This is a genomic window from Aggregicoccus sp. 17bor-14, from assembly GCF_009659535.1.
Taxonomy (GTDB): Bacteria; Myxococcota; Myxococcia; order Myxococcales; family Myxococcaceae; genus Aggregicoccus.
In genome coordinates this window covers 18,017-41,082 of sequence record NZ_VJZZ01000015.1, presented here as the reverse complement: position 1 = coordinate 41,082, position 23,066 = coordinate 18,017, and the positions used below count along the sequence as shown (strand labels likewise).

At 72.6% G+C, this 23,066-nt stretch carries 20 protein-coding genes; 6 read left to right on the top strand and 14 right to left on the bottom strand.

Features of this window, described 5'->3' with window-relative positions; all coding sequences use genetic code 11:
- Position 1: 1 nt before the first annotated feature.
- The 4 genes from FGE12_RS24250 to FGE12_RS24235 form a co-directional block, all read right to left on the bottom strand.
- On the bottom strand, positions 2–1,846 hold the full coding sequence (locus FGE12_RS24250; RefSeq protein ID WP_153868973.1) for an acyl-CoA dehydrogenase: 1,845 nt from the start codon (positions 1,844–1,846) through the stop codon (positions 2–4).
- Positions 1,847–2,089: 243 nt separating this feature from the next.
- Positions 2,090–2,758, bottom strand: a complete 669-nt coding sequence (locus FGE12_RS24245; protein ID WP_153868972.1) for a MaoC family dehydratase — start codon at positions 2,756–2,758, stop codon at positions 2,090–2,092.
- Entirely contained in the window at positions 2,758–3,207 is a 450-nt protein-coding gene (locus FGE12_RS24240) for a MaoC family dehydratase N-terminal domain-containing protein (RefSeq protein WP_153868971.1), read from the bottom strand. The genes FGE12_RS24245 and FGE12_RS24240 overlap by 1 nt, the downstream gene beginning before the upstream one ends.
- A 53-nt stretch (positions 3,208–3,260) precedes the next feature.
- On the bottom strand, positions 3,261–4,268 hold the full coding sequence (locus tag FGE12_RS24235; protein WP_153868970.1) for a dihydrodipicolinate reductase: 1,008 nt from the start codon (positions 4,266–4,268) through the stop codon (positions 3,261–3,263).
- 261 nt (positions 4,269–4,529) lie between these two features.
- On the opposite strand from FGE12_RS24235, the gene FGE12_RS24230 reads away from it, so the two are divergent.
- Positions 4,530–5,651 carry an HD domain-containing phosphohydrolase gene (locus FGE12_RS24230; RefSeq protein ID WP_153868969.1) on the top strand — a complete coding sequence of 374 codons (1,122 nt, stop codon included), beginning with the start codon at positions 4,530–4,532 and terminating at the stop codon, positions 5,649–5,651.
- On the opposite strand, the gene FGE12_RS24225 is transcribed toward FGE12_RS24230, so the two are convergent.
- Complete coding sequence (locus FGE12_RS24225; RefSeq protein WP_153868968.1) at positions 5,648–7,684, bottom strand: peptidylprolyl isomerase; 2,037 nt, start codon at positions 7,682–7,684, stop codon at positions 5,648–5,650. The genes FGE12_RS24230 and FGE12_RS24225 overlap by 4 nt on opposite strands.
- 136 nt (positions 7,685–7,820) lie before the next feature.
- On the opposite strand from FGE12_RS24225, the gene FGE12_RS24220 reads away from it, so the two are divergent.
- Together FGE12_RS24220 and FGE12_RS24215 are read left to right on the top strand one after the other, a co-directional pair.
- Positions 7,821–8,465, top strand: a complete 645-nt coding sequence (locus FGE12_RS24220) for a hypothetical protein (protein WP_153868967.1) — start codon at positions 7,821–7,823, stop codon at positions 8,463–8,465.
- A gap of 271 nt (positions 8,466–8,736) precedes the next feature.
- A complete protein-coding gene (locus FGE12_RS24215; protein WP_370459130.1) occupies positions 8,737–11,421 on the top strand; it encodes an SNF2-related protein in 2,685 nt (894 codons plus the stop codon).
- Here FGE12_RS24215 and FGE12_RS24210 read toward each other — a convergent pair.
- From FGE12_RS24210 to FGE12_RS24190, 5 genes are all read right to left on the bottom strand, one after another.
- On the bottom strand, positions 11,403–11,765 hold the full coding sequence (locus FGE12_RS24210) for a Smr/MutS family protein (RefSeq protein WP_194798224.1): 363 nt from the start codon (positions 11,763–11,765) through the stop codon (positions 11,403–11,405). The genes FGE12_RS24215 and FGE12_RS24210 overlap by 19 nt on opposite strands.
- On the bottom strand, positions 11,740–11,961 hold the full coding sequence (locus FGE12_RS24205; protein WP_153868965.1) for a hypothetical protein: 222 nt from the start codon (positions 11,959–11,961) through the stop codon (positions 11,740–11,742). Before FGE12_RS24205 ends, FGE12_RS24210 begins: the two co-directional genes overlap by 26 nt.
- 44 nt (positions 11,962–12,005) lie before the next feature.
- Positions 12,006–13,055, bottom strand: a complete 1,050-nt coding sequence (locus FGE12_RS24200; protein WP_153868964.1) for a DUF72 domain-containing protein — start codon at positions 13,053–13,055, stop codon at positions 12,006–12,008.
- Between the two features lie 135 nt (positions 13,056–13,190).
- Positions 13,191–13,835: a response regulator transcription factor gene (locus FGE12_RS24195; protein WP_153868963.1), complete on the bottom strand. Its 645-nt coding sequence runs from the start codon at positions 13,833–13,835 to the stop codon at positions 13,191–13,193.
- On the bottom strand, positions 13,832–14,959 hold the full coding sequence (locus tag FGE12_RS24190; RefSeq protein WP_228531055.1) for a sensor histidine kinase: 1,128 nt from the start codon (positions 14,957–14,959) through the stop codon (positions 13,832–13,834). The genes FGE12_RS24195 and FGE12_RS24190 overlap by 4 nt, the downstream gene beginning before the upstream one ends.
- A gap of 142 nt (positions 14,960–15,101) precedes the next feature.
- On the opposite strand from FGE12_RS24190, the gene FGE12_RS24185 reads away from it, so the two are divergent.
- Entirely contained in the window at positions 15,102–15,803 is a 702-nt protein-coding gene (locus FGE12_RS24185; RefSeq protein WP_153868961.1) for a DUF2306 domain-containing protein, read from the top strand.
- On the opposite strand, the gene FGE12_RS24180 is transcribed toward FGE12_RS24185, so the two are convergent.
- Positions 15,793–16,710: a diacylglycerol kinase family protein gene (locus FGE12_RS24180; RefSeq protein WP_153868960.1), complete on the bottom strand. Its 918-nt coding sequence runs from the start codon at positions 16,708–16,710 to the stop codon at positions 15,793–15,795. The two genes, FGE12_RS24185 and FGE12_RS24180, sit on opposite strands and share 11 nt — an antisense overlap.
- A gap of 103 nt (positions 16,711–16,813) precedes the next feature.
- Positions 16,814–18,631: an aspartate--tRNA ligase gene (gene aspS, locus FGE12_RS24175; RefSeq protein ID WP_153868959.1), complete on the bottom strand. Its 1,818-nt coding sequence runs from the start codon at positions 18,629–18,631 to the stop codon at positions 16,814–16,816.
- A 334-nt stretch (positions 18,632–18,965) separates the two neighbouring features.
- On the opposite strand from aspS, the gene FGE12_RS24170 reads away from it, so the two are divergent.
- Positions 18,966–19,187, top strand: a complete 222-nt coding sequence (locus tag FGE12_RS24170) for a YHS domain-containing protein (RefSeq protein ID WP_153868958.1) — start codon at positions 18,966–18,968, stop codon at positions 19,185–19,187.
- 33 nt (positions 19,188–19,220) lie between these two features.
- On the opposite strand, the gene recJ is transcribed toward FGE12_RS24170, so the two are convergent.
- Complete coding sequence (gene recJ, locus FGE12_RS24165; RefSeq protein ID WP_194798223.1) at positions 19,221–20,945, bottom strand: single-stranded-DNA-specific exonuclease RecJ; 1,725 nt, start codon at positions 20,943–20,945, stop codon at positions 19,221–19,223.
- 270 nt (positions 20,946–21,215) lie between these two features.
- Here recJ and FGE12_RS24160 point away from each other — a divergent pair, with 270 nt between their 5' ends.
- The gene (locus tag FGE12_RS24160) at positions 21,216–21,821 is read left to right on the top strand and encodes a hypothetical protein (protein WP_153868957.1); all 606 of its coding nucleotides are present in this window, start codon (positions 21,216–21,218) and stop codon (positions 21,819–21,821) included.
- An 85-nt stretch (positions 21,822–21,906) separates the two neighbouring features.
- Here the strand turns inward: FGE12_RS24160 and secF are convergent, their stop codons facing one another.
- Positions 21,907–23,061: a protein translocase subunit SecF gene (secF, locus tag FGE12_RS24155; protein ID WP_153868956.1), complete on the bottom strand. Its 1,155-nt coding sequence runs from the start codon at positions 23,059–23,061 to the stop codon at positions 21,907–21,909.
- Positions 23,062–23,066 lie beyond the last annotated feature (5 nt).

The window sequence follows — 23,066 nt, the reverse complement described above, 5'->3', positions numbered from 1 at the left end:
CCTAGGCGCTCTGGAACATCGCGTCCGCGATCTGCAGCGGGGTGCTGTCCTCGAGCGCCATCATCTTCGCGCCGTGCTCCACGTTGGGCAGCACGTTGCGCGCGTACCAGACGGCGCTGTAGCGCTTGCCCTCGTAGAAGGCGCGGTCCGGGTGGTCCGCGCTCAGCCCCGCGGCGCTCTTCTCCGCGAGCACGCCCGCCTCGAGCAGCAGCCAGCCCACGGCGACCTCGGACATCATGTTGAGGAAGCGGTTCGCCTGCAGCGGGATGAGCGGCGTCTTCTCCGGGTCCTGGCTCCAGCCCAGCAGCGCCATCGCGCTGGAGAGCAGGCCCTCCTGGGCCGCGGCGAGCAGCTTCACCTCGGCGCCGAAGGTCTTGTGCTCGCGGTTCGCCTCGATGAAGGTCTGCACGTCCCCCATGAACTGCTGGAAGTGCATGCCGCCGGCCTGGCCCATCTTGCGGCCCACCAGGTCCATGGCCTGGATGTGGTTGGTGCCCTCGTAGATGGAGAAGATCTTCGAGTCGCGGCAGTACTGCTCCACCGGGTAGTCCTGGATGAAGCCCGCGCCGCCGTACACCTGGATGGCCTGGGCGCTGAGGCGGAAGGCCTGGTCGGAGGCGTAGCTCTTCACCAGCGGGGTGAGCACCTCCACCTGGCCGCGGTGGTACGCCGCCTGCTCGTCGTCCTTGCCCGCCAGCTGCTTCGCCTTGTCCGTGTGCATGGCGAGCTTCACCACCAGCGCGCGGATGCCCTCGGTGTGGGCCTTGAGCTCGAGCAGCATGCGGCGCACGTCCGGGTGCTCGATGATGGCGACGCGCGGCGCGGTCGGGTCCTTCCACTTGGTGAAGTGGCCCCCCTGCTTGCGGTCCTTCGCGTACTCGAGCGCGTTGTAGTAGGCGGCCGCCGCGAGGCTGAGCCCCTGGATGCCCACCGCGATGCGCGCGCCGTTCATCATCTTGAACATCTGGCTCATGCCGACGTTCTCGACGGTGCCCACCAGCTCGCCCACGCAGGCGTCGTTCTCGCCGAAGTTGAGCACGCAGGTCGCAGACCCGTTGATGCCCATCTTGTGCTCGATGCCGCCCAGGGCGACGTCGTTGGAGCCCAGGGTCTCCGCGTTCGCGCCCAGGCGCAGCTTGGGGACGATGAAGAGCGAGAGGCCCTTGGTGCCGGGGGCCGCCCCCTCGATGCGCGCGAGCACCAGGTGGATGATGTTCTCGGCGAGGTCGTGGTCACCGCCGGAGATGAAGATCTTGGTGCCGCGGATGCTGTAGGTGCCGTCCGCGTTCTTCTTCGCGGTCGTCTTCGCGGCGCCCACGTCGCTGCCCGCCTGCGGCTCGGTGAGGCACATGGTGCCGCCCCAGGTGCCATTCAGCATGCGCTCCACGTAGAGCTTCTGCTGCTCGGGGGTGCCGAACTCGGCGATGACCTCGGCGGCGCCGTAGGAGAGGCCCGGGTACATGTTGAACGCCACGTTGGCGCCCGAGAGCAGCTCCTCCACCAGCACCTGCAGCATCAGGGGCGCGCCCTGGCCGCCGTGGCCCGGGTCGATGGCGAGCGTCTTGAAGCCGCCCTCGTAGATGCCCTTCCAGGCCTCCTTGAAGCCCTTGGGCGTCTTCACCGCGCCCGCCTCCACCCGGCAGCCCTCGCGGTCACCGGAGGAGTTGAGGGGCCCGAGCACCTCGCGCGCGAAGCGGTAGGTCTCCTGCAGCACCGCCTTCGCCTCGTCCGGCCCCCAGGCCTCGTAGGGAGCGCTGCCGGCCACCTGGCCGAAGCCGAACTGCTCCAGCAGGACGAAGGACAGCTCGCGGAGGTCGCTCTTGTAATGGTTCACGCCGGTGGACATGCAGGGCTCCTGATCGCCCAGGCTCGCTGCCCCGCCCTCCGGGGTCCGCGGCCCGTGATCGAACACTGCAAGTCTTACGTCCGCTGATTCTGGAGTCAACCTTCGATTGACGCCTCGCGTTGAGGAGGCGTCAGAAGGCAGCCCGCAAGCGTCCGCCACCGGGCGGGAGCGGGCGTCGCGAAGGACAGGGCCACCGGACGCGCCCCGGAAGAGGCACGGCCCGGTGGCCCCGGGGCCCTGCGGCTACTTCTTGGGCTTCTTCGCCGCGGGCGCGGCGGGCGCCGCCGCGGGCTTCTCGCGCGGGGGGCTGCTCTTCTTCGCGGCCGCGGAGGCCGGGGCCTTCTTCGCCCCCGTCTCCTCGCCCCGGGTCTCGGGGGCGGCCGCGGCCCCCTCGCCGCCCGCGGCCGGCACGCGCAGGCTCTCGCGCGGCACGTCCACGACCAGCGGCGCCTGGCCCGAGCGCTGCCGGTTCTCGTCCTCGAGCGAGTAGAAGAGCTGCAGCTGCGCCGCGCCCTTCATCACCAGCTCGCCGCGCTGGTTCTCGGCCCAGAGGTCGATCTCCGCGAAGTAGCGCCCGCCCTGGCCGTGGCGGTCCGTCACGCGGCCCTTGCAGACCACCGTGTCCGCCGGCCACACCATCTTGATGAAGCGCACGTTGTAGCGGCGCAGCTGGCCGCCGCGTCCCCAGTCGCTCACCAGCTGGCCGAGCATGCCCATGATCAGCATGCCGGGCGCGTACACGGACGGCATGCCCACGCTCTTCGCGTAGAGCTCGTCCACGTGCACGGGGTTGTAGTCCCCGCTCGCGCCGGCGTAGCGGCTGAGCTGCACGCGGTCGATGGGGCTCTTGGCGAGCGCGGGCAGCTCGTCACCGACGCGGACGGCCTCGAAGTACAGCTTGCGCGCGGGCATCAGGCGTTCTCCTTGGCGGCGCGGACGACGAGCGTGCGGCGGGCGCGGAACACGAGGTTGCCCTCCTCGTCACGGCCCTCGTCCTCGATGATGGCGACGTCCATCTTCCCGGCAGGGCCCGTGCGCTCGAGCACGTCCGCCACGCGGGTGGACACGAAGATGCGGTCTCCCGCGAAGATGGGCCGCTCGTACTCGAAGGCCTGCTCGGCGTGCAGCAGGCTCTTGATGCCCACCCCGAGCAGCTCGCGCAGGTCCGCGGCCGAGTGGAAGCTCGCGGGGAAGGTGGGCGGCGCCACGATGGTGGGGTAGCCGGAGGCCCGGGCGTACTCCTCGTCGTAGTACACCGGGTTGTAGTCCCCGAGCGCCTCGGCGAAGCGCCGGATGGCCCCCTTCTCGACCTCGTTGAGCGTCGGCGGGCTGGCCCGGCCGATCGCGTTCTTGTCCAGCATGGTGTCTCCTCTCAACGGTCGGCGGTCTTGCAGTGTCGGGCGCGCAGGTGAGGCTAGCGGCCCGCGGGCAGCTCCAGCACGGTGAGCAGCCCCGGCTCTGCGGCCGTCAGGCGCGGGGCGGCGTTCACCAGGAGGCTGGCCGTGGCCGCGTCCCCGGGAACTCCACCCGCAATCTCCAGCGTCAGCTTCGGATCAGCGTCCAGCTCGATGCGGTCTCCGGGCGCATCCGCGCCCACCGCGATGGTCAGCTCCAGGCGCACCCGCTCCTGGCCCTCCTCCAGCCCCACCGCGGACTGGAAGATGCCGGCCACCTGGCCCTTCTTCACCGGGAAGGCGCCGCCCGCGATGTCCTCCTCGGCGAACACCGGGACGATCTCCTCCTCGAAGTCGTCGCAGTCCATGCCGAGCCCGAGCGCGCACAGGGCCGCGCTCTCCACCAGCCCCACGTGCCCCAGCTCGTCGCGGTCCACCCGCGCGAAGAACTCCTCCTCGCTCAGGCCCGCCCCCACCTTGCGCTGCAGCGCCTCGCGGCGCGTGCGCGCGTCCACCACGCGCGTCACCGTGGCGTGGCGCACGGGCCCGCACACCTGCCCCAGCGTGGCCGGCAGCCGGTCCAGCACGAAGCCCGGGTTCACCCCGGCCCCCAGCACCGCCACGTTCGCCTTCTGCGCCGCGCGGTCCAGCTTCTCCGCGAGCTCCGGGTACTTGAGGTGCGGGAACGCGAGCTCCTCGCAGGTGGAGGCCACGCACAGCCCCAGCTTCAGCGCCGCGAGCAGCTCGGGCATCACCTGCTCGAGCCGGCTGCCGGTCGCGTGCAGGAGCACCGCGCCTTCGTACTTGCCCTTGCCCAGGGCCTTCGCCAGGTCCGGCTCCACGGTGAGCTTCGGCGCAGGGGTGCCCAGCACCTCGGAGAGCGGGCGCCCCACGAGCTTCGGGTGGGAGTCCACCACCCCCACCAGCTCGACCTCGGGAGAGGCGAGGGCCGAGCGCACCAGCGACTGCCCGATGGAGCCCAGCCCCATCACCAGCACCGGGACCGGCCCTTCAGGGGCTTTAGCCATCCGAGAAGTCTCCAAAAATCAACGATTTGCGAGTCAAACCGGCGTGGTCGCGGACCATAATCCAGTGGGTGCAGGCAGGCAAGCGTCACTGCGAAAGTCCACGGTGCAACCTCCCGTAACCGCAGGCTTCCCGCGCCGCGGGGCAAAGTTCGGGGAAAAAAGCCCCGCAGTGTCCCACCCGCCGCCCGCCTCCCCCCCTGCTGTGCCGCGCCCGCCCCGGCGTGTATAAAGCCGGACAGCCTCGCTTCCGGAGTAAAAGTTTTGACGACCCGCATCCTCGTGGTGGACGACGACGCGCTGATCCTCACCGCGCTCTCGCGCATCCTCCAGTCCGAAGGCTACGAGGTCGTGACGCACAACGACCCGCTCGCGGCCGCGCAGGAGCAGGGGATCCACGTGGTGCTCACCGACTTCATGATGCCGGGGATGAACGGCATCGAGCTGCTCGCGGCGCTGCGCGAGAAGAACCCGCGCGCCGTGCGCCTCATGCTCACCGCCGCGGCGGACTTCCGCATCGCCTCGGACGCGGTGAACCGCGGCGAGGTGTTCCGCCTGCTGGGCAAGCCCTGGACGCTCGGCGAGCTCATCAGCTGCGTGCGCCAGGCGGTGGAGCACTACTGGCTCGTGGAGCAGAACGAGCGGCTCACCCGCGAGGTGGCGGAGAAGAACGAGGCGCTCACCACCATCAACTCGCACCTCGAGCAGCGGGTGGTGGAGCGCACCAACGGCCTGCTGGACGGGATGATCAGCGCGCTGGACTACCGCGACACCGAGACCCAGTGGCACAGCCGCCGCGTCTCGCTGTTCAGCCGCCGGCTCGCCCAGGAGGTGGGCCTCACCGGGCACGACCTGGACGTGGTCGAGCAGGGCGCGCTGCTGCACGACATCGGCAAGATCGGCGTGAAGGACTCCATCCTGCTCAAGCCGGGCCCGCTCACCCCCGAGGAGTGGGTGGAGATGAAGAAGCACCCGGAGTTCGGCTACCGGATGCTCGCCAAGATGCCCTACCTGCACGAGGCCAGCCTCATCGTCCTGCAGCACCAGGAGCGCTGGGACGGCAAGGGCTACCCGCAGGGGCTCACCGGCCACGACATCGTGATCGGCGCGCGCATCTTCTGCATCGCGGACACGGTGGACGCCATCACCAGCGACCGGCCCTACCGCAAGGGCCGGCCCATGACCGTGGCGCGCGCGGAGATCCAGCGCTGCGCCGGCACCCAGTTCGACCCGGTGCTCAGCCAGGCCTTCCTCGCGGTGCCCGACAGCGAGTGGGAGAAGATCCGCACCCAGGTCGAGCAGATGGAGGCCGCCGAGAGCGCGCGCTGGGGCAAGGCGGGCAGCTTCCCGCTGCCCGAGGCCCCCATCCGCGCCACCGGCTCCTAGCCGGCAGTCACCTCGAGGATCTCGTCGCCCTCGAGGAGCTCGTCCACCACGTCCATGCCCTCCACCACCTGTCCGAAGGCCGTGTAGCGGCCGTCCAGGTGGGGCTGGGGCGCGTGGGTGACGAAGAACTGGCTGCCGCCGGTGTCCTTGCCGGAGAGCGCCATGCCCAGCGTGCCGCGCGTGTACGGGCGGCGGGTCATCTCGCAGCGGATGCTGTAGCCCGGGCCCCCCTCGCCGTCGCCGCGCGGGTCTCCGCCCTGCGCCACGAAGTCCGGCACCACGCGGTGGAAGGTGACGCCCTTGAAGTAGCCCTTCTGGGCGAGCGCCCAGAGGTTGCCCGAGGTGAGCGGCGCCTCGGCCGTGTCCAGCGCCACCCGGAAGGTCCCCTTCGCCGTGCGGAACCGCAGCTGCGCGCCCGCGGGGGCGGGCTCGGGCCGGGGCGCTCCCTCGGGGCGCACCACCTGCCCGGCCGGGACGTTCACCCCCGTGGCCTCCGTGAGCAGGCGCGCCGCCACGTGGCGCACGTTCGCGTCCGGCGACTGCAGCCAGGGGCGCAGGTCCCCTTCCGCCGCGCGCCCCATGAAGGCCACCAGCGCCGTGCCCACCGGCTCCGCCACGTCCGGCACCTTCGGCACGCGCGCGGCGAGCGCGCGCACGAGGGGCAACGAGGCGGGGTCCTTGAGCTTCGCGGCCACTCCGGCTGCCGCGGCCGCCTCGATGACATCCGGGCTCGCGATCAGCTCGCGCAGCCGCGGGAGCCACTCGGGCTGCGGGCTCGCCGCCGCGAGCTCCAGCGCGGCGAGCCGCACCCGCGCGTCCGGGTGCGAGAGCGCCTCGGGCACCGCCGCGACGTCCGGCGCCTGCGCCTGCGCCACCTCGCGCAGGCCCAGGGTGAGCCGCCGCGCACCGGGCACCTGGCCGAAGCCGCAGTCGCGCACCTGGTCCAGCTTGCCGCCCTGCCGGTCCATCGCGCCCGCGAGCCGGCAGTCCAGGTTGCCCAGATCCTGCGCCCCCGTCCCCGCGGCGCGGGGCAGCTCGGCCTTCAGCGCCGCGCGCAGCTTCGCGAGCACCGGGCGCCCCTGCGCGGGGAGCCCCGCCTGCGCGAGCGCGAGCAGTGGATGGCCCGCGCTCCCCTCCCCCGCCGCGACCGCCGGCGCGCGCTGCGCCAGGGTCTCCAGGGCCTCGAGTGCGCGGCAGGGGCCGCTGCACGCCGCGGCGCGCTTGGCCAGCGTGCGCGCCGCCTCGGCCGCCACGCGCGCCACGGGGTCTGCGAGCAGCGGCGAGAGCTGCGCCACGTCCGAGGGCTGCCCGCCGTCCGCGAGCCCCTTCGCGCACAGGGCGCGCACGTCGGGCTCCGCATCCGCGAGGCAGCCGAGCAGCGCGGGCGCGGCCTCGGGGCGCTTCGTCTGCGAGAGGAGGTAGGCGCCCGCGTAGCGCGAGGCCAGCGGCAGCGCGGGCGCGAGCAGCGCCTGGGCCGCGGACACCGCCTCGGACGGGAGCGCCGCGCCCCTGCGCGCCGCCACCGCCAGCGAGAGCGCGGCGCGCGCCGTGCGCGGGCTCTCGGGCGCGCCGTGCGCCTCCTGGAGGAGCAGCGTGAGGGCGTCCGGCGTCGCGAGCTTTCCGAGCGACTCGAGCAGCGTGAGGCGCACCGCCGCGTCCTGCTCGCGCGGCTCGGCGCCCACCAGCGTCTGGGTGAGGCGCGCCTTCACGTCCTCCGCGAGCGGCTCCCAGGAGAGCGCGAGCTCGCCCGCGGCGAAGGCGGCCTCGTCGCGCACGTGCGGAACCGGGTCCGCGAGCCCCGCGAGCACGGCGTCCAGCCCTGCCGGGTCCTGGATGCGGCCGAGTGCGCGCAGCGCCCGGGCCCGCAGCGCCGGGTCCTGCGCGCTGAGGGTGAGCACCTGCAGCTCGCCTAGCGCGCGCCGGTCCTCCCAATCTTGAATGCGCGCGGCATCCGGCGGGCGCGCCGCGGCGGCCTGCGGGGGCGGTGCGGACGGCGGCCCGTGCGAGCAGCCGAGCCACAGCGTCAGCAGCATTCCTGCGCAACAGCGGAAACCGGCTCCTTGCGTCGTGCCCATGGGGCGATCGCTTAGGCGAATTCTCCGGGGAGATCCACGCCGCGGCGCCGCGGGGTTTGACTTGGCGGCACCTGCCCCGGAAGGATTCCGCGGCATGAACTGCCCAGGCTGCAGCGCGCAGGTGGCGAAGGACGCCGCCATCTGCCCCCACTGTGACTTCATCATCGACGGCTCGTTCATCTCGGGCGCCGCCGCCGCGCCCGAGCCCCTGCCGGCCGCAGGCCCGCGAGCGAGCGCCACGGCCGCCGCCGCGCTGCCAGGTGCCCCCACCATCACGGATCCCGCCGAGCTCTTCGCCCAGGCGCGCGCCTTCGTGCTCGAGCGCACCCGCTCCGACCGCCTCGCGCTCGGTGGGCTGGGGCTGCTGCTCTTCTCCTGCTTCATGCCCTGGCGCGAGACGGCGGAGGACGGGGACATCCTCGGGCTGATGAGCCTGGGCGCGCTCGCCTTCGCGGGCGCGCTGCTCGCGCTCGGGGCGCTCTACGCGCGCGTGCGCGCCGCCCACCCGCGCCTGGGCGCCCACGGCGCGTGGCTCTTGCAGCTGGGGACCTCGGCCTTCTGCGTCTTCTGGTGCGTCGTCTGCCTGCGCCTCGCCTCCGACAGCACGAGCCTGCCGTCCGCCTCGGGCAGCTACGCCATCGTGCGCTCCACCCCCTCCTTCGGGCTCTTCCTCGCCCTGCTCGGGGCGCTGGGCGCGCTCGGCGGAGCGCTGCTCGCGCTGCGCGACCCCGCCCCGTAGGACGCGGGGCACGGCGCGCAGAAAAAATTCAGCGCAGTCAAGGCTTGATCTTTGGCGCGTCTTGGCCCTCGAAAAAGGGCCCTTTCGCGCCGCCCGGCCTCAATGACGCCGATCGCTGCGGAGCCGATTTACCGGCCCTGGAGAAGACCCCCTTTACAGACCGGACCCGCTCCCCACAATGCGGCGCTTCGGTGGCGCGGCCCCCCGCGGCGTGGGGAGGGGCGCAGGTCTGAGCAACCTCGGAGGTCGGGTCTTGGCGGAGCTCGCAAGGGTGGAGTCAGCAGCGGGTGTGACGGGGCTCACCCGGTTCCACGAGCGGCTGCTCGCCGAGGAGCTCACCGCGAAGAGCGGTGACACGCAGAAGCGGCTCGCCAGCGCGCTCTCGGACGCGCGCGTGGACCTGAACCCGCACCAGGTGGAGGCGGCCACCTTCGCCATGGACTCGCTGAGCCGCGGCGGCTGCATGCTCGCGGACGAGGTGGGGCTGGGGAAGACCATCGAGGCGGGCATCGTCATCGCCCAGCTCGTCGCCGAGGGGAAGAACCGCATCCTCATCCTCGCGCCCGCCACCCTGCGTGCGCAGTGGCAGACGGAGCTGCGCGAGAAGTTCGACCTGGAGAGCGTGCTGGTGGACGGGCGCACCGTGCGCGCCACCGGCAACTGCTTCGACCAGCCCTTCCCCGTCATCTGCTCGCACCCCTTCGCCGCGAACAAGGCGGACCTCACCGCGCAGATTCCGTGGGATCTCGTGGTCATCGACGAGGCCCACCGCCTGCGCAACGCGTACAAGGCGAGCAACAAGACGGGCAAGGCGCTGCGCAGCTCGCTCGCGGGCCGCCCCAAGCTGCTGCTCACCGCGACGCCGCTGCAGAACGACCTGCTCGAGCTCTTCGGGCTCATCTCGCTGCTGGACGAGCAGATCCTCGGCCCCGAGCACGCCTTCCGCAGCCGCTACCAGGTGGACCCGGACGCGGGCGGCCTGCGCGAGGACGCGGGCCAGGAGCTCAAGGAGCGGCTCGCCCCCGTGGTGCAGCGCACCCTGCGCCGCCAGGTGCGCGAGTTCGTGCGCTACACGAACCGCCGCAGCATCGTGGAGGACTTCACCCCCTCCCCCGAGGAGCAGGACCTCTACGACAAGGTGAGCGAGTACCTGCGCCGCTCGGAGGCGGCCGCCATCGAGCCGGGCAAGAAGACCCTGCTCACGCTCGTCTACCGCAAGCTGCTCGCCTCCAGCACCTACGCCATCGCCCCCACCCTGCGCAGGCTCTCGGACAACCTGGAGAAGCGCCTGCACGCGGCGCAGCTCGGCGCGCAGGCCCTGGCGCTCTTCGAGCCCGAGGAGGCGAAGCAGTTCGCCGAGGAGGGCGAGGAGTGGAGCGACGACCCTTCCCGCCCGGTGAGCGTGCGCACGCTGCAGAACGAGCTGTGGGAGCTGCGCCAGTACGCGGACCTCGCGGACTCCATCAAGGTGAACGCCAAGGGCGAGGCGCTCAAGCGCGCCCTGGACCGCACCTTCACCGTCGCCCGCGCGCACCAGTGGCCCGAGAAGGCGATCATCTTCACCGAGAGCCGCCGCACGCAGGAGTACCTCTACAACCTGCTCAGCGACCACGGCTTCCGCGGGAAGATCTCCCTGCTCTCCGGTGACGCCGGCACGCCCGAGGAGCGCCGCGCGCTGGTGGAGGAGTTCCGCGACCGCACCCAGCTGCTCATCTCCACGGAAGCCGGCGCCGAGGGCATCAACCTCCAGTTCTGCAACATCCTGGTCAACTACGACCTGCCCTGGAACCCGCAGCGCGTGGAGCAGCGCATCGGCCGCTGCCACCGCTACGGCCAGCAGCGCGACGTGCTGGTGCTCAACTTCCTCAACCGCTCCAACGCGGCGGACGCGCGCCTCTACGAGCTGCTGGAGAAGAAGCTCAACCTCTTCGACGGCGTGTTCGGCGCCTCGGACGAGATCCTCGGCGCGCTGGAGAGCGGCGTGGACTTCGAGCGGCGCGTGCTCGAGATCTACCAGGGCTTCCGCAAGGTCGAGGACATCAACGCCGCCTTCGACGCCCTGCGCGCGGACATGGAGAGCCGCATCAGCGCGCGCATGACCGAGGCGCGCAGCACCCTGCTCGAGCGCTTCGACGGCGACGTTCGCAAGCGCCTGCGCGTCGCGGGCGAGCAGACGAAGGAGACCATCGCCAAGCGCCGCCAGGCCACGCGCGCCCTCACCGGCTCGGTGCTGGGCAACAACGTGGCCAGCGGGCGGCTGCAGGTGGCCAAGGCCGCCTACTCCGTGCGCGAGCGCACCAACGACGCCGTCAGCTACCTGCAGCTGGACGCGGCGGGGCTGCCGAGCCGCCTCGCGCGCCTCGCCGGCAGCGAGGGCTGGTGGTTCGTCTACAAGTTCGAGCTGAGCGGCCTCAAGCCCGAGGAGAGGCTCGTGCACCTGGTGCTGGTGAAGGACCGGGACGGCACCTTCCGCGCGCTGCCGGTGGCGGACGGCGAGCACTTCGTGCGCCTCGCGGCGAAGGAGGAGAAGCGCCGCCAGCCGGACGCGGTGAGCGTCTCGCTCGTGCAGGAACAGGCGCTGCTCGCCGCGAAGGACGAGCTGGTGCGCGCCGCCGAGCGCAAGAACGCGCTCGAGCTGGACCTCGCCAAGGAGCGCGCGGACCGCTACGCCGAGGACTGCCTCCTCGAGTCGCGCCAGGGCATGGAGTCGGCGCGCGCGCAGTGGATGGAGGCGCGCAAGCAGGTGGCGGGCGTGGACGAGCCCTCGGAGCGCGTGAAGGCACGCGCGAACGCCGAGCGGCTCGAGCGCGAGTACCGCCGCAAGCTCGCGAGCTTGCGCAACGAGGAGGAGAAGCGCTACCTCGCGAAGGACCGCGCCATCGCGGACCTCACCCAGAAGGCCAAGGTCGTGGAGAAGCGCTCGCTCATCGCCTCCGCCTACTTCTGGCTCTCCTGAGCCCCGGGCGCGCGCAGGTACACCCAGGTCGCGCCCCAGCCGCCGTCCTGCTCCTGCGCGGACTCGAAGCGAAGCACCTCGGGGAGGCGCGAGAGCAGGCCGTGCACGCGGCGGCGCAGCGCGCCCGTGCCCTTGCCGTGCGCGATGCGCACCTGCAGCACGCCCTTCTCGCGGCACGCGGCGAGGTACTCCTCCACCACGAGTGGAGCGTCGCGCGGGGCGAAGAGGTGCAGGTCCAGCTCGCCGTCCAGCGGCAGCGCCACGGGGGCCTCGGGGTCCCAGGGCTCGGCGTCCCCGGCGTCCTCCGGGCCGGGAGCCTCAGCGTCGGGCGGCCTGCGCCTCACGGGCCTGCGCCTCGCGCGAGCGTGCGTAGTCCTGCCGGAGCGTGGCGACTTCTTTTCTCAGGGTGGCGAAACTCTTTCCCGCCTCCCGCCAGGTGCGCCCCGGCGGCGGACGGCGCCCCGCCGCCTCCGCCTCCATTCCCGCCCCTCCCGCCACCACGAGGCGGGTCGCCACCACCACCATCAGCACCGCATGCATGGGGGCATCCCCAGGCAAGGCGCGTGCCGAGCCCTGTCCCGGGGTCAGGGCGCACTGTTCTCCAGCACGATGCTCTCGGCGAGCTTGAGGGCGGAGAGGGGCGCGCTGCCCTCCGCCTTGTTGTTGATGATGACGAAGGCGGCGCGGCCTGCGCGCACCGCCTGCACGCTGAGGCGCGCAAGGGCCTCGCGGGTGGTGAGGTCCTCGTCCACCAGGTGGCGGAAGGGCGCGTAGCGCGCGCGGGCCTCGTCGTAGCCGAGGTGCGGCGGCAGCATCCAGCGCACCACCAGCGCGCGCGAGGCGAGCGCCCGGGTGCGCTCGGCCTGCTGCTCCACTTCGGGAAGGTTGCGCCAGGCGGCGAGCACGGGGCTCGCGCCCACGTCCGCGAGCGCTGCGGCGAGGTCCTCCGTGAGCAGCTCCTCGTTGCGCAGCTCCACCGCGTAGAGGGGCCCCGGGGGCAGCGCTGCGAGGAAGCCGTGCAGCCGCTCGACGAAGGCCTCGGGGCCGCCGAACTGCGCCGTGTCCTGCGGGGGGAACTGGAAGACGAGCGGGCCGGCCTTGTCGCCCAGGCCCTCGACGAAGGGGGCCACCACCGCGTCGCGCGCGTAGGCGGCATCGAGGAAGCGCGCGTTGAGCTCGCCGCGGTGCGCGCCGTAGCGCGCGTGCAGGGGGTAGCGCGCGAGCGTGCAGGCCTCGTGGGCCTTGGCGAGGAAGCGGAAGCCCTCGGGCACCTGCGCGGCGTAGGCCGCGAAGGTGGCCGCGGGCACGGGCCCGTAGAAGGTCCGGTCGATGCCCACCGTGCGCAGCACCGGGTGGTGCGCGTAGGCGGCGAGCCCTTCGCGCGCGAGCCGCACCTGGGTGGCCGCGCGGTCGTAGACGATTCCCTCCCAGCCCGGGAAGGTCCACGAGGAGGTGCCCAGGAACACGCCCTGCGGCAGGTGCGCGCCCACCTCCTGCACCTCGGCGGGCTGCGCCACGGCGCCCACCGGCTCGCTGCGCGTGGCGCCTGCGCGGCGGCGCGGCGGCGGGCGCGGCGCGGCGGACTCCGTCGGAGCGCCGAAGAGATCGAGCTGGTCGGGTCCCCGTGGGGCCATGGGTCAGGTCTCCGGAAGGTCGCGCGAGTCTGGCGCGGCGGGCGCTCTCGACACCAGGGCCGGCGGCGCCCCCGCGTCTGCTTTCGTAACGCGCCGGGGCCCGGATTTCCGGCCTCGCGGCACGCTCCGCACGCCCTACAGGTAGCCGAGCTCCACCGCCCGCAGCACGGCGCGGGTGCGGTCGCGCACGCCCAGCTTGGAGAGGATGCTCGAGGCCTGGTTCTTCACCGTGCCCTCCGCCGTGCCCAGCGCGAGCGAGATCTCCCGGTTGCTCAGGCCGCGCGCCATCAGCCGCAGCACCTCCTGCTCGCGCGCGGTGAGCGCGTCCGGCAGCTCGGCGCTCGGGAAAGAGGCGGGGCCCGCCGTGGCGAGGCTGCGCAGCGCGCGCTCGGTCGCCGCCGGCAGGGGCAGCGTCTCGCCACGCGCCACCCGGCGCACGGCCTCGGCGAGGGGCGCGAGGCCCACGTCCTTCAGGAGGAAGCCCTGCACCCCCACGCGCAGCGCCTCGATGACCACGGCGTCGTCGTCGAAGGTGGTGAGCAGCAGCACGCGGCGGCCCGGGTCTCGCGCGCGCAGGCTGCGCAGCACCGCGAGCCCGTCCATCCCTGGCATGCGCACGTCCAGCAGCGTCACGTCCGGATCCAGCGAGGCGATGAGCGCGAGCGCCTCCGCGCCATCGGAGGCCTCGCCCACCACCTGCAGGTCCGGCGTCAGCTCCAGGAGGCTGCGGATGCCCTGGCGCACCAGCGGATGATCGTCCACCAGCAGCACGCGGCTCATGCGCCCTCCGGCAGCCACGCGCGCACCTCGAGCCCCTGCCCTGCCTCGCCCCGCACCTCCACGCCGCCTCCCAGCGCCCGGAAGCGCTCCTGCATGCCCCTGAGCCCCGCTCCCGGCAGCACGCGCCCCGCCGCGGCGCCGCGGCCGTCGTCGCGCGCGTGCACCTGCAGGCCCCCCGGACCGCGCTGGATGTCGATCCACAGGTTGCGCGCGGCCGCGTGGCGCAGCGTGTTGGTGAGCAGCTCCTGCACGCAGCGGAAGAGGCTGAGCGCGGCCTCGGGGGTGGCGAGCGCGAGCGACTCCGGGACCTCGAGGTGCACGGCCAGGCCGGGTGCCTCGGCGACCAGCGCGCGCAGCGCCGGCGCGAGCGCGGAGGGCGGAGGCTCCCGCAGCGCGCTCACCACGCCGCGCACGTCCGCGAGCAGCTGCCGGGTCACGCCCTGCGCCCGCTCCACGTGGTCGCGCCCGGGCCCCTGCACGGTGTGCCCTGCGGCCTCCAGGTTGAGCGAGAGGGCCGTGAGGTGGTGGCCCACCGAGTCGTGCAGCTCGCGCGCGATGCGCAGCCGCTCCGCCTCGCGCTCACGCCCCGCAAGCAGCGCCTGCGCCGCCTGCAGCGCGGCATTCGCCTCGGCGAGCTCGGCGCGCGCCTTCGCCTCGCGCTCGGCGAGCGAGGCCACGCCGAACGCGAAGAGCTGCAGGCCGGTGTACAGGCCCGCCGTCACCAGTGCGCGCAGGGGTGGCAGCCCGAGGAGCAGCAGCGCGAGCAGCGCCGCGCTCTGCGCGGCCACCCACGCGCCCGCACGCCGCGGCGAGCCGAGCGCCGGCGCCATCCCGGCCGTGATGCCCAGCAGCGCGGGCTCGAAGCCCGAGTGCCCCAGCGCGCACAGGGCGAGGGCGCACAGCGTCTGCGCGAGGAAGCCCGGCACCGGGAGCGCGCCCGGGCGGCGCGTGTTGTGCGCGTAGAGCGCCCCGAAGAGCAGGAAGGCCGTGAGCAGGCCGAGCGTGGCGGGCTCGCGCAGCAGCGCGGGCGCGCTGGCGAGCCGCAGCAGCTCGGGCACGCCGGCCGCGAGCCAGGTGAGCAGGCCCGTGGCGTTCAGCAGGCGATCGGAGCGGCGGGGAGCCATGGCGTGCTCGAGCATAGAGCGCCGCGCCCCGCCCGGGCATGTGCCGGAAGTCACACGCGCGGGGCCATGACCACTGCCACATGTGCGCGCAGGGAGAGGGGTGCACCGTGGGGCCCATCACGACGTGTCCCGGAGGTCCCCCATGCCGCTGTTCCGCTTCGCCCTCACGCTGCACATCCTCGGAGGGGCGCTCGCCCTGCTCTCCTTCTGGCTGCCGCTGGTCTCGCGCAAGGGTGGCCGGCTGCACCGGTACGCCGGCTGGCTCTACGTGGGCGCCATGGGGCTGCTCGCCGTCACCGGCGTATACATCAGCGGCTGGCGCGCCCTGTGGGGCCCTGCCGCCCAGCGCCCCGTGAACCTCTTCCTCCTCTTCATCGCGCTGCTGAGCGTGAGCGGGGCGAGCATGGGCCTGCGCGTGCTGCGTGCGAAGGGGCGCACCGGGGCCCATCGCAACCCCTTCGACCTGGGGCTCTCGGCGCTGCTGCTGCTCGCGGCGCTCGCGCTGGAGGCGTACGGGCTGCGCCTGGGCCACCCGCTGCTGATGGGCTTCGCGCCGGTGGGCATCTACGCGGGCGCGAGCCAGCTCTACTACTGGCTGCGCCCGCCCACCTCGCGCATGCACTGGTGGCTCGAGCACATGGGCGCGATGGGCGGCTCGGCGCTGGGGGTGATCGTGGCGTTCCTCGTCCTCAACGCCCGCCACCTGGGCCTGCCCTCCACCGGCCTCGGCCTGTGGCTCACGCCGGTGCTCGTGGGCGTCCCGGGGCTCAAGCTGTGGCAGCGCGTCTACCAGCGGCGCTTCGCCGCGCGCCGCGCCGCCGCCGCCCCGCTGCCTACACCTTGAGCCGGATGGCCGAGGGCAGGACGGAGACGCGCGCCGGAAGCGAGCCGGGCACCTCGCCGTCGACGTCCAGGAGGGTGGGCTCCTCGGCCTCGGCCGTGACCGTGCGGCAGCGCAGCGTGCGCGTGCCCTTCCAGTTCACGTGCTCGCCGTTGTAGGCGCCCTTGCTCTTGAGCGCGAAGTCCACGATGCCGTAGCCGCTCCACACCGTGACATCGAGCAGGCCGTCGCGCGTGTCGGCGAGCGGGGCCACCTTCATCCCACCGCCGAAGTAGCGGCCGTTGCACAGGGCCACGGCCGTCACGTCCACGGTCTCGGCGGGGCCGCCGTCGAAGGAGAGGCGCACCGGGCGCATGCGGTACTTGAGCAACCCCTTCACGGTGGCCCACATGAAGCTGCCCTTCGCGCCCAGGGCCTTGGTGCCCTGGTTCGCCTCCTCCGCCACCACCGCGCTCACGCCGAACGAGGAGATGTTCGCGAAGTAGCGGCTGCCTGGCGCGCCGTCGCGCCCCGTGAACTCCACGCGCCCCACGTCGAAGGGCGCGGTGTGCGGAGAGGCCAGGCGCGCGATGGCGGAGTCGAGCTCCAGGTCCCAGTCGAAGGTGCGCCGGAAGTCGCCGCCGGTGCCGCGCGGCAGGACGCCGAGCGCGGCGGCGGGGTTGAGCGCCTTGCCGTCCGCGAAGAAGCCGTTGGTCACCTCGTTGATGGTGCCGTCACCGCCCACCGCCACGATGCACTCGTAGCCCTCCTCGATCGCGCGGCGCGCGAGCCGCTCGCCGTCCATGGGGCGCTCGGTGAAGCCAAAGCCCACGTCGCCGAGGCGGCGCGCGACGCGGGCGGAGATCTCCGCCCAGCGCCGGCCCGTGAGGCCGTTGGCGCTCTGGGGGTTCACCACGAGGAAGGTCTTCATCGGCGCTCGGTCCTCCGGCCAGGAGCTGTCCCCCGGGCGGATGGACACGGCGAGGCCCGGGGAGGCCCGCAGCCTACCCCGGCGCCCGCCCCTGGCGCTGCCCCTACTTCTGGGGCGGGAGCACGGCGCGCACGTGCAGGTCGCTCAGCTGCTTGTCGTCCACGTCGCCGGGGGCGCCGGTCATCTGGTCCGTGCCCGTCTTCGTCTTGGGGAACGGGATGACGTCGCGCAGGCTCTCGGCGTTGGTGAGCAGGAAGGCGAGCCGGTCCATGCCCAGCGCGATGCCGCCGTGCGGGGGCGCCCCGTACTTGAGCGCGTCCAGCAGGAAGCCGAACTTCTGGCGCGCCTCCTCCTCGGCGATGCCCAGCGCCTTGAACACCTCGGCCTGCACCTTCGGGTCGTGCAGGCGGATGGAGCCGCCGCCGATCTCGAAGCCGTTGAGCACCACGTCGTAGCGGTGGCACTTCACGCGGCCCGGGTCCGAGAGCAGGAAGGGCACGTCCTCGTCGTGGGGGCGCGTGAAGGCGTGGTGCGCCGCCGCCCAGGTGTGCGTCTCCTCGTCGTACTCGAAGAGGGGCGGGTTCACGACCCAGAGGAAGTTCCACACCCCGCCGCTGCCGTACTCGGGGATGTAGCCGAGCTTCTTCGCCACGTGCACGCGCAGGTTCGCCATCACCGTGTGCACCAGCGACTCGCGCCCGAACTGGAACAGCAGCAGGTCGCCCGTCTTCGCGCCGCAGGCCTGGTTGATGGCCTGGCGCAGCGCGGGGGTGATGCTCTTGGAGAGCGGGGACTGGGTCCACTCGCCGCCCTCGCCCACCTTCGCGCGCGCGAGCCCCGCGGCCCCCGCCTGCTTCACGAAGTCCTCGAGCTTGTCCGTCTCGGCGCGGCTCATGGCCTTCTCGGCCGGCACCACCATCGCCTTGACGATGCCCTTCTTCTGCACCGCCTCGTACATGAGCGGCACGCCGCCCGCCTCGCCGTGCTCGCGGATGAGGTCCGTGAGCACCACGTGCTCGAGCCCGAAGCGCAGGTCCGGCTTGTCGTTGCCGTACTTCGCCATCGACTCGTCGAAGTTCATGCGCGGGAAGGGGGTGGGCACGTCCACGCCCAGCACGTCCTTCCACAGCTTCTTGATGAGCCCCTCGATGATGGTGAAGATGTCGTCCTGGGTGACGAAGCTCATCTCCACGTCGATCTGCGTGAACTCGGGCTGCCGGTCCACGCGCAGGTCCTCGTCGCGGAAGCACTTCACGATCTGGAAGTAGCGGTCGAAGCCCGCCACCATGAACAGCTGCTTGTAGAGCTGCGGGCTCTCGGCGAGCGCGTAGAACTTGCCCGGGTTGAGCCGGCTGGGGACGAGGAAGTTGCGCGCGCCGCCCGGCGTGTACTTGCCCATGAAGGGCGTCTCGAGCTCGAGGAAGCCCTGCTCCACCATGTACGCGCGCGTGATCGCGTTCATCTTCGAGCGCGTCATCAGGCTCTGCTGCAGCGGCTGGCGGCGCAGGTCCAGGTAGCGGTACTGCAGGCGCTTCTCCTCCGAGGTGGTGATCTTGTCCTCGATGGGCAGCGGCGTCGGCTCGGAGCGGTTGAAGATGGTGACGGCCGTGGCCCGCACCTCGACCTCGCCCGTCTTCATCCGCTTGTTCACCTGGGTGCCGCGGCTCACCACCTTGCCCTGCACCCCGATGCAGTACTCGAGGCGCAGCTGGCCCGCCGTCCCGTGCGCCTCGGCCTGGTCCGGCTCGAAGACGATCTGCGTGATGCCGTCGCGGTCGCGCAGGTCGATGAACACCGCGCCGCCCAGGTCCCGCCGGCTGTTCACCCACCCGAAGAGCACGACCTCCTTGCCCACGTCCGCGGCCGTGAGCTGACCGCAGGTGTGGGTACGCTTGACCTCGGAGATGAACGGGACCGCCATGGCGCCTGGGCTTTCTTGCTGGAGGTGAAACCGGAAGGGGCGGCACCCTAGCGAGCGCGAAAACGGGGCGTCAAGGAATCACAGCGCGCTGCGCCACGGCCGCGAGCCCCCGAAAGGGGTGAAAAGTCAGTGGCTTACGCTGCCAACGCGCCCCCCGGCGCCGCCCTTCCCGCGCACCCCGTCCGCTGCCACGCAGGGCGGAAAGTTTTTCCCGATCGCAGCCCTCCGCGTCGCCTCCCGCCCCACCCCGTCCGAGCGATTCCGGGGGGTTGGGTCGTTGGCACACCTACTGCTTCGCACCGCCCCGGGGCAGGGGTGGCACAAGGGGGCGGGGATGAAGGGCGGGCAGGGACCTCAGCTGGATCCGATCTGCGGGCGGCGGCTGGAGGAGGCGGAGGGGCAGCCCTCCACCGAGTACAAGAAGCGCCAGTACTTCTTCTGCTCGGAGGGGTGCCGCAGCGCCTTCCAGCGGCAGACGGAGCGCTTCCGGGTGAGCGACCTCGCGCGCGCGGGCGCCCTGATGACGCCGGGGCGGGTGCGCTGGGGCATCGCCTAGCGGGCCGGGCCCGGAACGCCGGAGGCGCGCGACTCAGGCGCCCGCGGGCCGCAGCGCCTTGAGCTTGAGCTGCAGCCGGCGCTGGCCGCGGAAGGTGTCGATGCCGGCCTGGAAGGCCAGGTCCACCGGGCCGCTGAGCAGCGGGGCGCGCTCGGCCATCCCGAAGCCGATCGCATCCAGCGCGGGCGCCGCCTGCAGGCTCAGCTTCAGGTGCCCGGCCCCGCCGGACTTGTGCGGCAGGACGCGCGGGTGCGCCACCTGGTGCTTCAGCGCGAGCACGGGCTCGGGGTTGCCCTGGCCGAAGGGGCCCAGGCGCTGCAGCGACTCCACCGCGCGCTCGTCCAGCTCGTGCAGCCCCACCACCGCGTCCACCCGGCAGCGCGGGATGAGATCCTCGGGGTTGAGCCGCGCGAGCGCGATGCGCTCGAAGGCCTCACGGAAGGCCGGCAGGCGCCCCGCCTCCACGGTGAGCCCGGCCGCGTGCTTGTGCCCGCCGAACTTCACCAGGTGCTCGGCGCAGCCCGAGAGTGCGTCGTAGAGGTGGAAGGCCTCGATGCTGCGCGCGCTGCCCTTGCCCACCCCGTCCTTCACCCCGACCATCACCGTGGGGCGGTGGAAGCGCTCCACCACGCGGCTCGCCACGATGCCGATGACGCCCGGGTGCCAGCCGTCCGCGAACAGCACGAGGCCCCGCGCGCCGCCCTCCTGCGCGATGCGCTCCTCGGCCTGCGCGAGCGCCGCGCCCAGGATCTGGCTCTCGATGCCCTGGCGCTCCGCGTTCGCCTGATCCAGCACCTGCGCGAGCGGCCGCGCCCTCTCCAGCGTCTCGGCGCACAAGAGCTGCAGCCCCAGGGACGCGTCCTGCAGGCGCCCCGCCGCGTTGATGCGGGGCCCGAGCCGGAAGCCCACCTGCCCCGCGCTCACCGCGGCGGACGGCTCGAGGCCCGCCACTTCCTTCAGCGCCCGGATGCCGGGGCGCTGCGCCTGCGTGAGCTGCTGAAGGCCGTGGTGCACGAGGATGCGGTTCGCCCCGAGCAGCGGCACCACGTCCGCCACGGTCGCGAGCGCCACCAGGTCCATCAGCGCGCGCAGGTTGGGCTCGCGGCGCGTGGCGAAGAAGCCGTCGTCGCGCAGGCGCTTGCGCAGCCCCATGCAGAGGTTGAAGGCCACCCCGGCGGCGCACAGCACCTTGGTGGGGTAGTCGCAGCCGGGCTGGTGCGGGTTGAGCACGGCCACCGCCGGCGGCAGCGTGGGCAGCACCGTGTGGTGGTCCACGATCACCACGTCCAGCCCGAGCTCCCGCGCGCGCGAGATCTCCGCCACCGAGGTGATGCCGCAGTCCAGCGTCACCAGCACCCGGGTGCCGTCCGCGGCGATGCGCTCCACCGCCTGCAGGTTCAGCCCGTAGCCCTCGCCCAGCCGGTGCGGGATGTAGGTCGCGGGGCTCGCGCCCAGCTCGCGCAGGAACAGCGTCATCAGCGTGGTGGAGCACACCCCGTCCACGTCGTAGTCGCCGTAGAGGGTGATCTTCTCCCCCGAGCGCAGCGCCCGCGTGAGCCGCTCCACCGCCGCGCCCATCCCCTTCATCCGGAACGGGTCCGGCAGGTCCGCGAGCCCGTCCGCGAGGAAGGCGTGCGCCGCCTCCGGGGTCTGGTAGCCGCGGTTCACCAGCACGCGCGCGGGCAGCGGGTGGAGCTGCAGCGCCGCCGCGAGCTTCGCGGCCTGGTCCTGCGTCACCTCCGGCAATAGCCAGCGCACGTGCTTGCGGTCCTCGCGTGGGAGCCGTGGGGGGCCTGGTCGCCTGCCCCCTCCCCAGTCCTCTTGCGCCCCAAGGCTAGCGCGGGTCCCTGACAGCCCGCCGCTCTTTTTGCCCGCCCGCCCGTCCGCCCCCCTGCCCTCTTGCCGCCCGCTCGCCCCGCGCACAGGCCCGTGCGGCGCCGCGCGCCGTGCACAGCTTGTGCGGGGAAGCCCCCTTCCGCCTCGCCCCCAGTGCGAGTCGGCTCGACCCCCTCTAGCCAGGAGAACCGGATGGGAAGCGCAAACCTGCGGGCCGCAGCGGGCGCCCTCCCCGCCCTGGCGCTGGCCCTGACCCTGAGCGCGCCGGCGGCCGCCAGCACGCAGGGCGACTTCAACGTCTTCGTGAAGGGCGGCGCGGGCGACTACACCGGCAGCCTCGGCGCCTTCACCCACCCCGGCCCCACCTGGGGCGCCGTGCTCAACTTCCAGCCCTACGACTTCCTCGGCGTGGAGCTGGGCTACGAGGGCTCGCGCCAGACGGTGGACGACAACCGCTTCGCCTCGGGCGACGCCCCCACCCTCCTGCGCAACGGCGGCGCGAGCCTCATCAAGCTCTCGCCGCCCTTCCTCGAGCGCGTGCGCCCCTTCATCGGCGCGGGGCTGGGCGCCACCTACGTCCACGTGGCGGGCGAGGCCAACGGCCTCTACGTGAGCGACTTCATGGAGGAGGTGCCGCTCGCGGCAGGGCTCGAGTTCAACGCGGGCGCCCTCACGGCCGGGGTGCGCGCCACCTTCCGCGTGCTGCTCAACCAGGCCTTCGCGGATGCGGCGCTCGCGCAGAGCGGCCCCGACGGCGGCCTCTTCGACGCCGCGCTCACCCTGGGCGCGCGCTTCTAGGGTCCGCAAAAAGGCAAAGGGCCCGCCGAACCCGCGCTGGGTTCGGCAGGCCCTCGGGCGAACAGCACCCCGGCACCCGGAGGAGCTAGGCCGCCTTGGCGCTGATCTGCGCGCGCTGCTGCTTCGCGTGCGCGCGCTCGTCGAGCCAGATGGTGAGCGGGCTCGCGATGTACACGGACGAGTAGGTGCCCACCACGATGCCCACCAGCATCGCCATGGCGAAGTCCCAGATCTCGCCCACGCCGAAGATGAGCAGACCGATGAGCGAGAGCGCCGTCACGCCCGAGGTGAGGATGGTGCGGGAGAGCGTGTCGTTCACCGCGATGTTGATGACCTCGGCGAGGCTCTTGCTGCGGTACTTCGCCATGTCCTCGCGGATGCGGTCGTAGATCACGATCGTGTCGTTCACCGAGTAGCCCACGATGGTGAGCAGCGCGGCGATGGAGGTCAGGTTGAACTCGTGGCGGCTCACCAGGTAGTAGCCGCACACCATGATTACGTCGTGGAGCATGGCGAGCAGCGCGCCCGGGCCGAACTTGAAGTCGAAGCGGAACGCCACGTACACGAGGATGGCCACCATCGAGTACAGCAGCGCCATGATGCCGCGGTTGCGCAGCTGCTTGCCCACCTGCGGGCCCACGTAGTCCACGCGCCGGGTCTCGAAGTCCGGCTTGTCCAGGCCCTGGCTCAGCGCCGCGGTGATCCGCTCCGCCATGCCGCTCGCCACCACCTGGTAGTCGAAGCCGCCGCCCTGCGCCTCACCCAGCGAGCGAACCTCCTTCACGCCCACGCCGGTGGAGGCCACCGCCTCGCGCGCCGCCTTGGGATCCACGGGCTGCGTCGAGCGGAAGTTCACGATGCCGTTGGCCACGTCCGGGTAGACGCTCTTGATGTTGCCCAGCCCCTGGATGGCGGTGCGCGCCTTGGCCGCGCCCTCCTCCGTCAGCTGGGTCACGCCGCCCAGGCGCAGCAGGAACGAGTTCTCGCTCGCCGCCCCGATGTTCTGCACCGACACGTCGTGCAGGCCCGCCGCCTCGGCGCGCTTGCGCACGTCCGCCGCGCTGACCGGGTGGTTGTACTTGAGCTCCACCACCGTGCCGCCGGCGAAGTCCACGCCGAAGTTGAAGCCCCAGATGGCGAGCCCCACCAGGATGGCGAGGTTGATGAGCGAGGAGATGTAGACGGCAATCTTGCGCTTGCCGATGAAGTCGATGTGCGTGTCGCGCTTGAGCACTTGCATGTTCG

What these genes read in the sequence shown, in the direction of transcription:
- FGE12_RS24250 (WP_153868973.1), bottom strand. Translation starts at nt 1,846, where the DNA reads ATGTCCACCGGCGTGAACCATTACAAGAGCGACCTCCGCGAGCTGTCC.
- FGE12_RS24245 (WP_153868972.1), bottom strand. Translation starts at nt 2,758, where the DNA reads ATGCCCGCGCGCAAGCTGTACTTCGAGGCCGTCCGCGTCGGTGACGAG.
- FGE12_RS24240 (WP_153868971.1), bottom strand. Translation starts at nt 3,207, where the DNA reads ATGCTGGACAAGAACGCGATCGGCCGGGCCAGCCCGCCGACGCTCAAC.
- FGE12_RS24235 (WP_153868970.1), bottom strand. Translation starts at nt 4,268, where the DNA reads ATGGCTAAAGCCCCTGAAGGGCCGGTCCCGGTGCTGGTGATGGGGCTG.
- FGE12_RS24225 (WP_153868968.1), bottom strand. Translation starts at nt 7,684, where the DNA reads ATGCTGCTGACGCTGTGGCTCGGCTGCTCGCACGGGCCGCCGTCCGCA.
- FGE12_RS24220 (WP_153868967.1), top strand. Translation starts at nt 7,821, where the DNA reads ATGAACTGCCCAGGCTGCAGCGCGCAGGTGGCGAAGGACGCCGCCATC.
- FGE12_RS24205 (WP_153868965.1), bottom strand. Translation starts at nt 11,961, where the DNA reads ATGCATGCGGTGCTGATGGTGGTGGTGGCGACCCGCCTCGTGGTGGCG.
- FGE12_RS24200 (WP_153868964.1), bottom strand. Translation starts at nt 13,055, where the DNA reads ATGGCCCCACGGGGACCCGACCAGCTCGATCTCTTCGGCGCTCCGACG.
- FGE12_RS24195 (WP_153868963.1), bottom strand. Translation starts at nt 13,835, where the DNA reads ATGAGCCGCGTGCTGCTGGTGGACGATCATCCGCTGGTGCGCCAGGGC.
- FGE12_RS24190 (WP_228531055.1), bottom strand. Translation starts at nt 14,959, where the DNA reads ATGGCTCCCCGCCGCTCCGATCGCCTGCTGAACGCCACGGGCCTGCTC.
- FGE12_RS24185 (WP_153868961.1), top strand. Translation starts at nt 15,102, where the DNA reads ATGCCGCTGTTCCGCTTCGCCCTCACGCTGCACATCCTCGGAGGGGCG.
- FGE12_RS24180 (WP_153868960.1), bottom strand. Translation starts at nt 16,710, where the DNA reads ATGAAGACCTTCCTCGTGGTGAACCCCCAGAGCGCCAACGGCCTCACG.
- aspS (WP_153868959.1), bottom strand. Translation starts at nt 18,631, where the DNA reads ATGGCGGTCCCGTTCATCTCCGAGGTCAAGCGTACCCACACCTGCGGT.
- FGE12_RS24170 (WP_153868958.1), top strand. Translation starts at nt 18,966, where the DNA reads ATGAAGGGCGGGCAGGGACCTCAGCTGGATCCGATCTGCGGGCGGCGG.
- FGE12_RS24160 (WP_153868957.1), top strand. Translation starts at nt 21,216, where the DNA reads ATGGGAAGCGCAAACCTGCGGGCCGCAGCGGGCGCCCTCCCCGCCCTG.
- secF (WP_153868956.1), bottom strand. Translation starts at nt 23,061, where the DNA reads ATGCAAGTGCTCAAGCGCGACACGCACATCGACTTCATCGGCAAGCGC.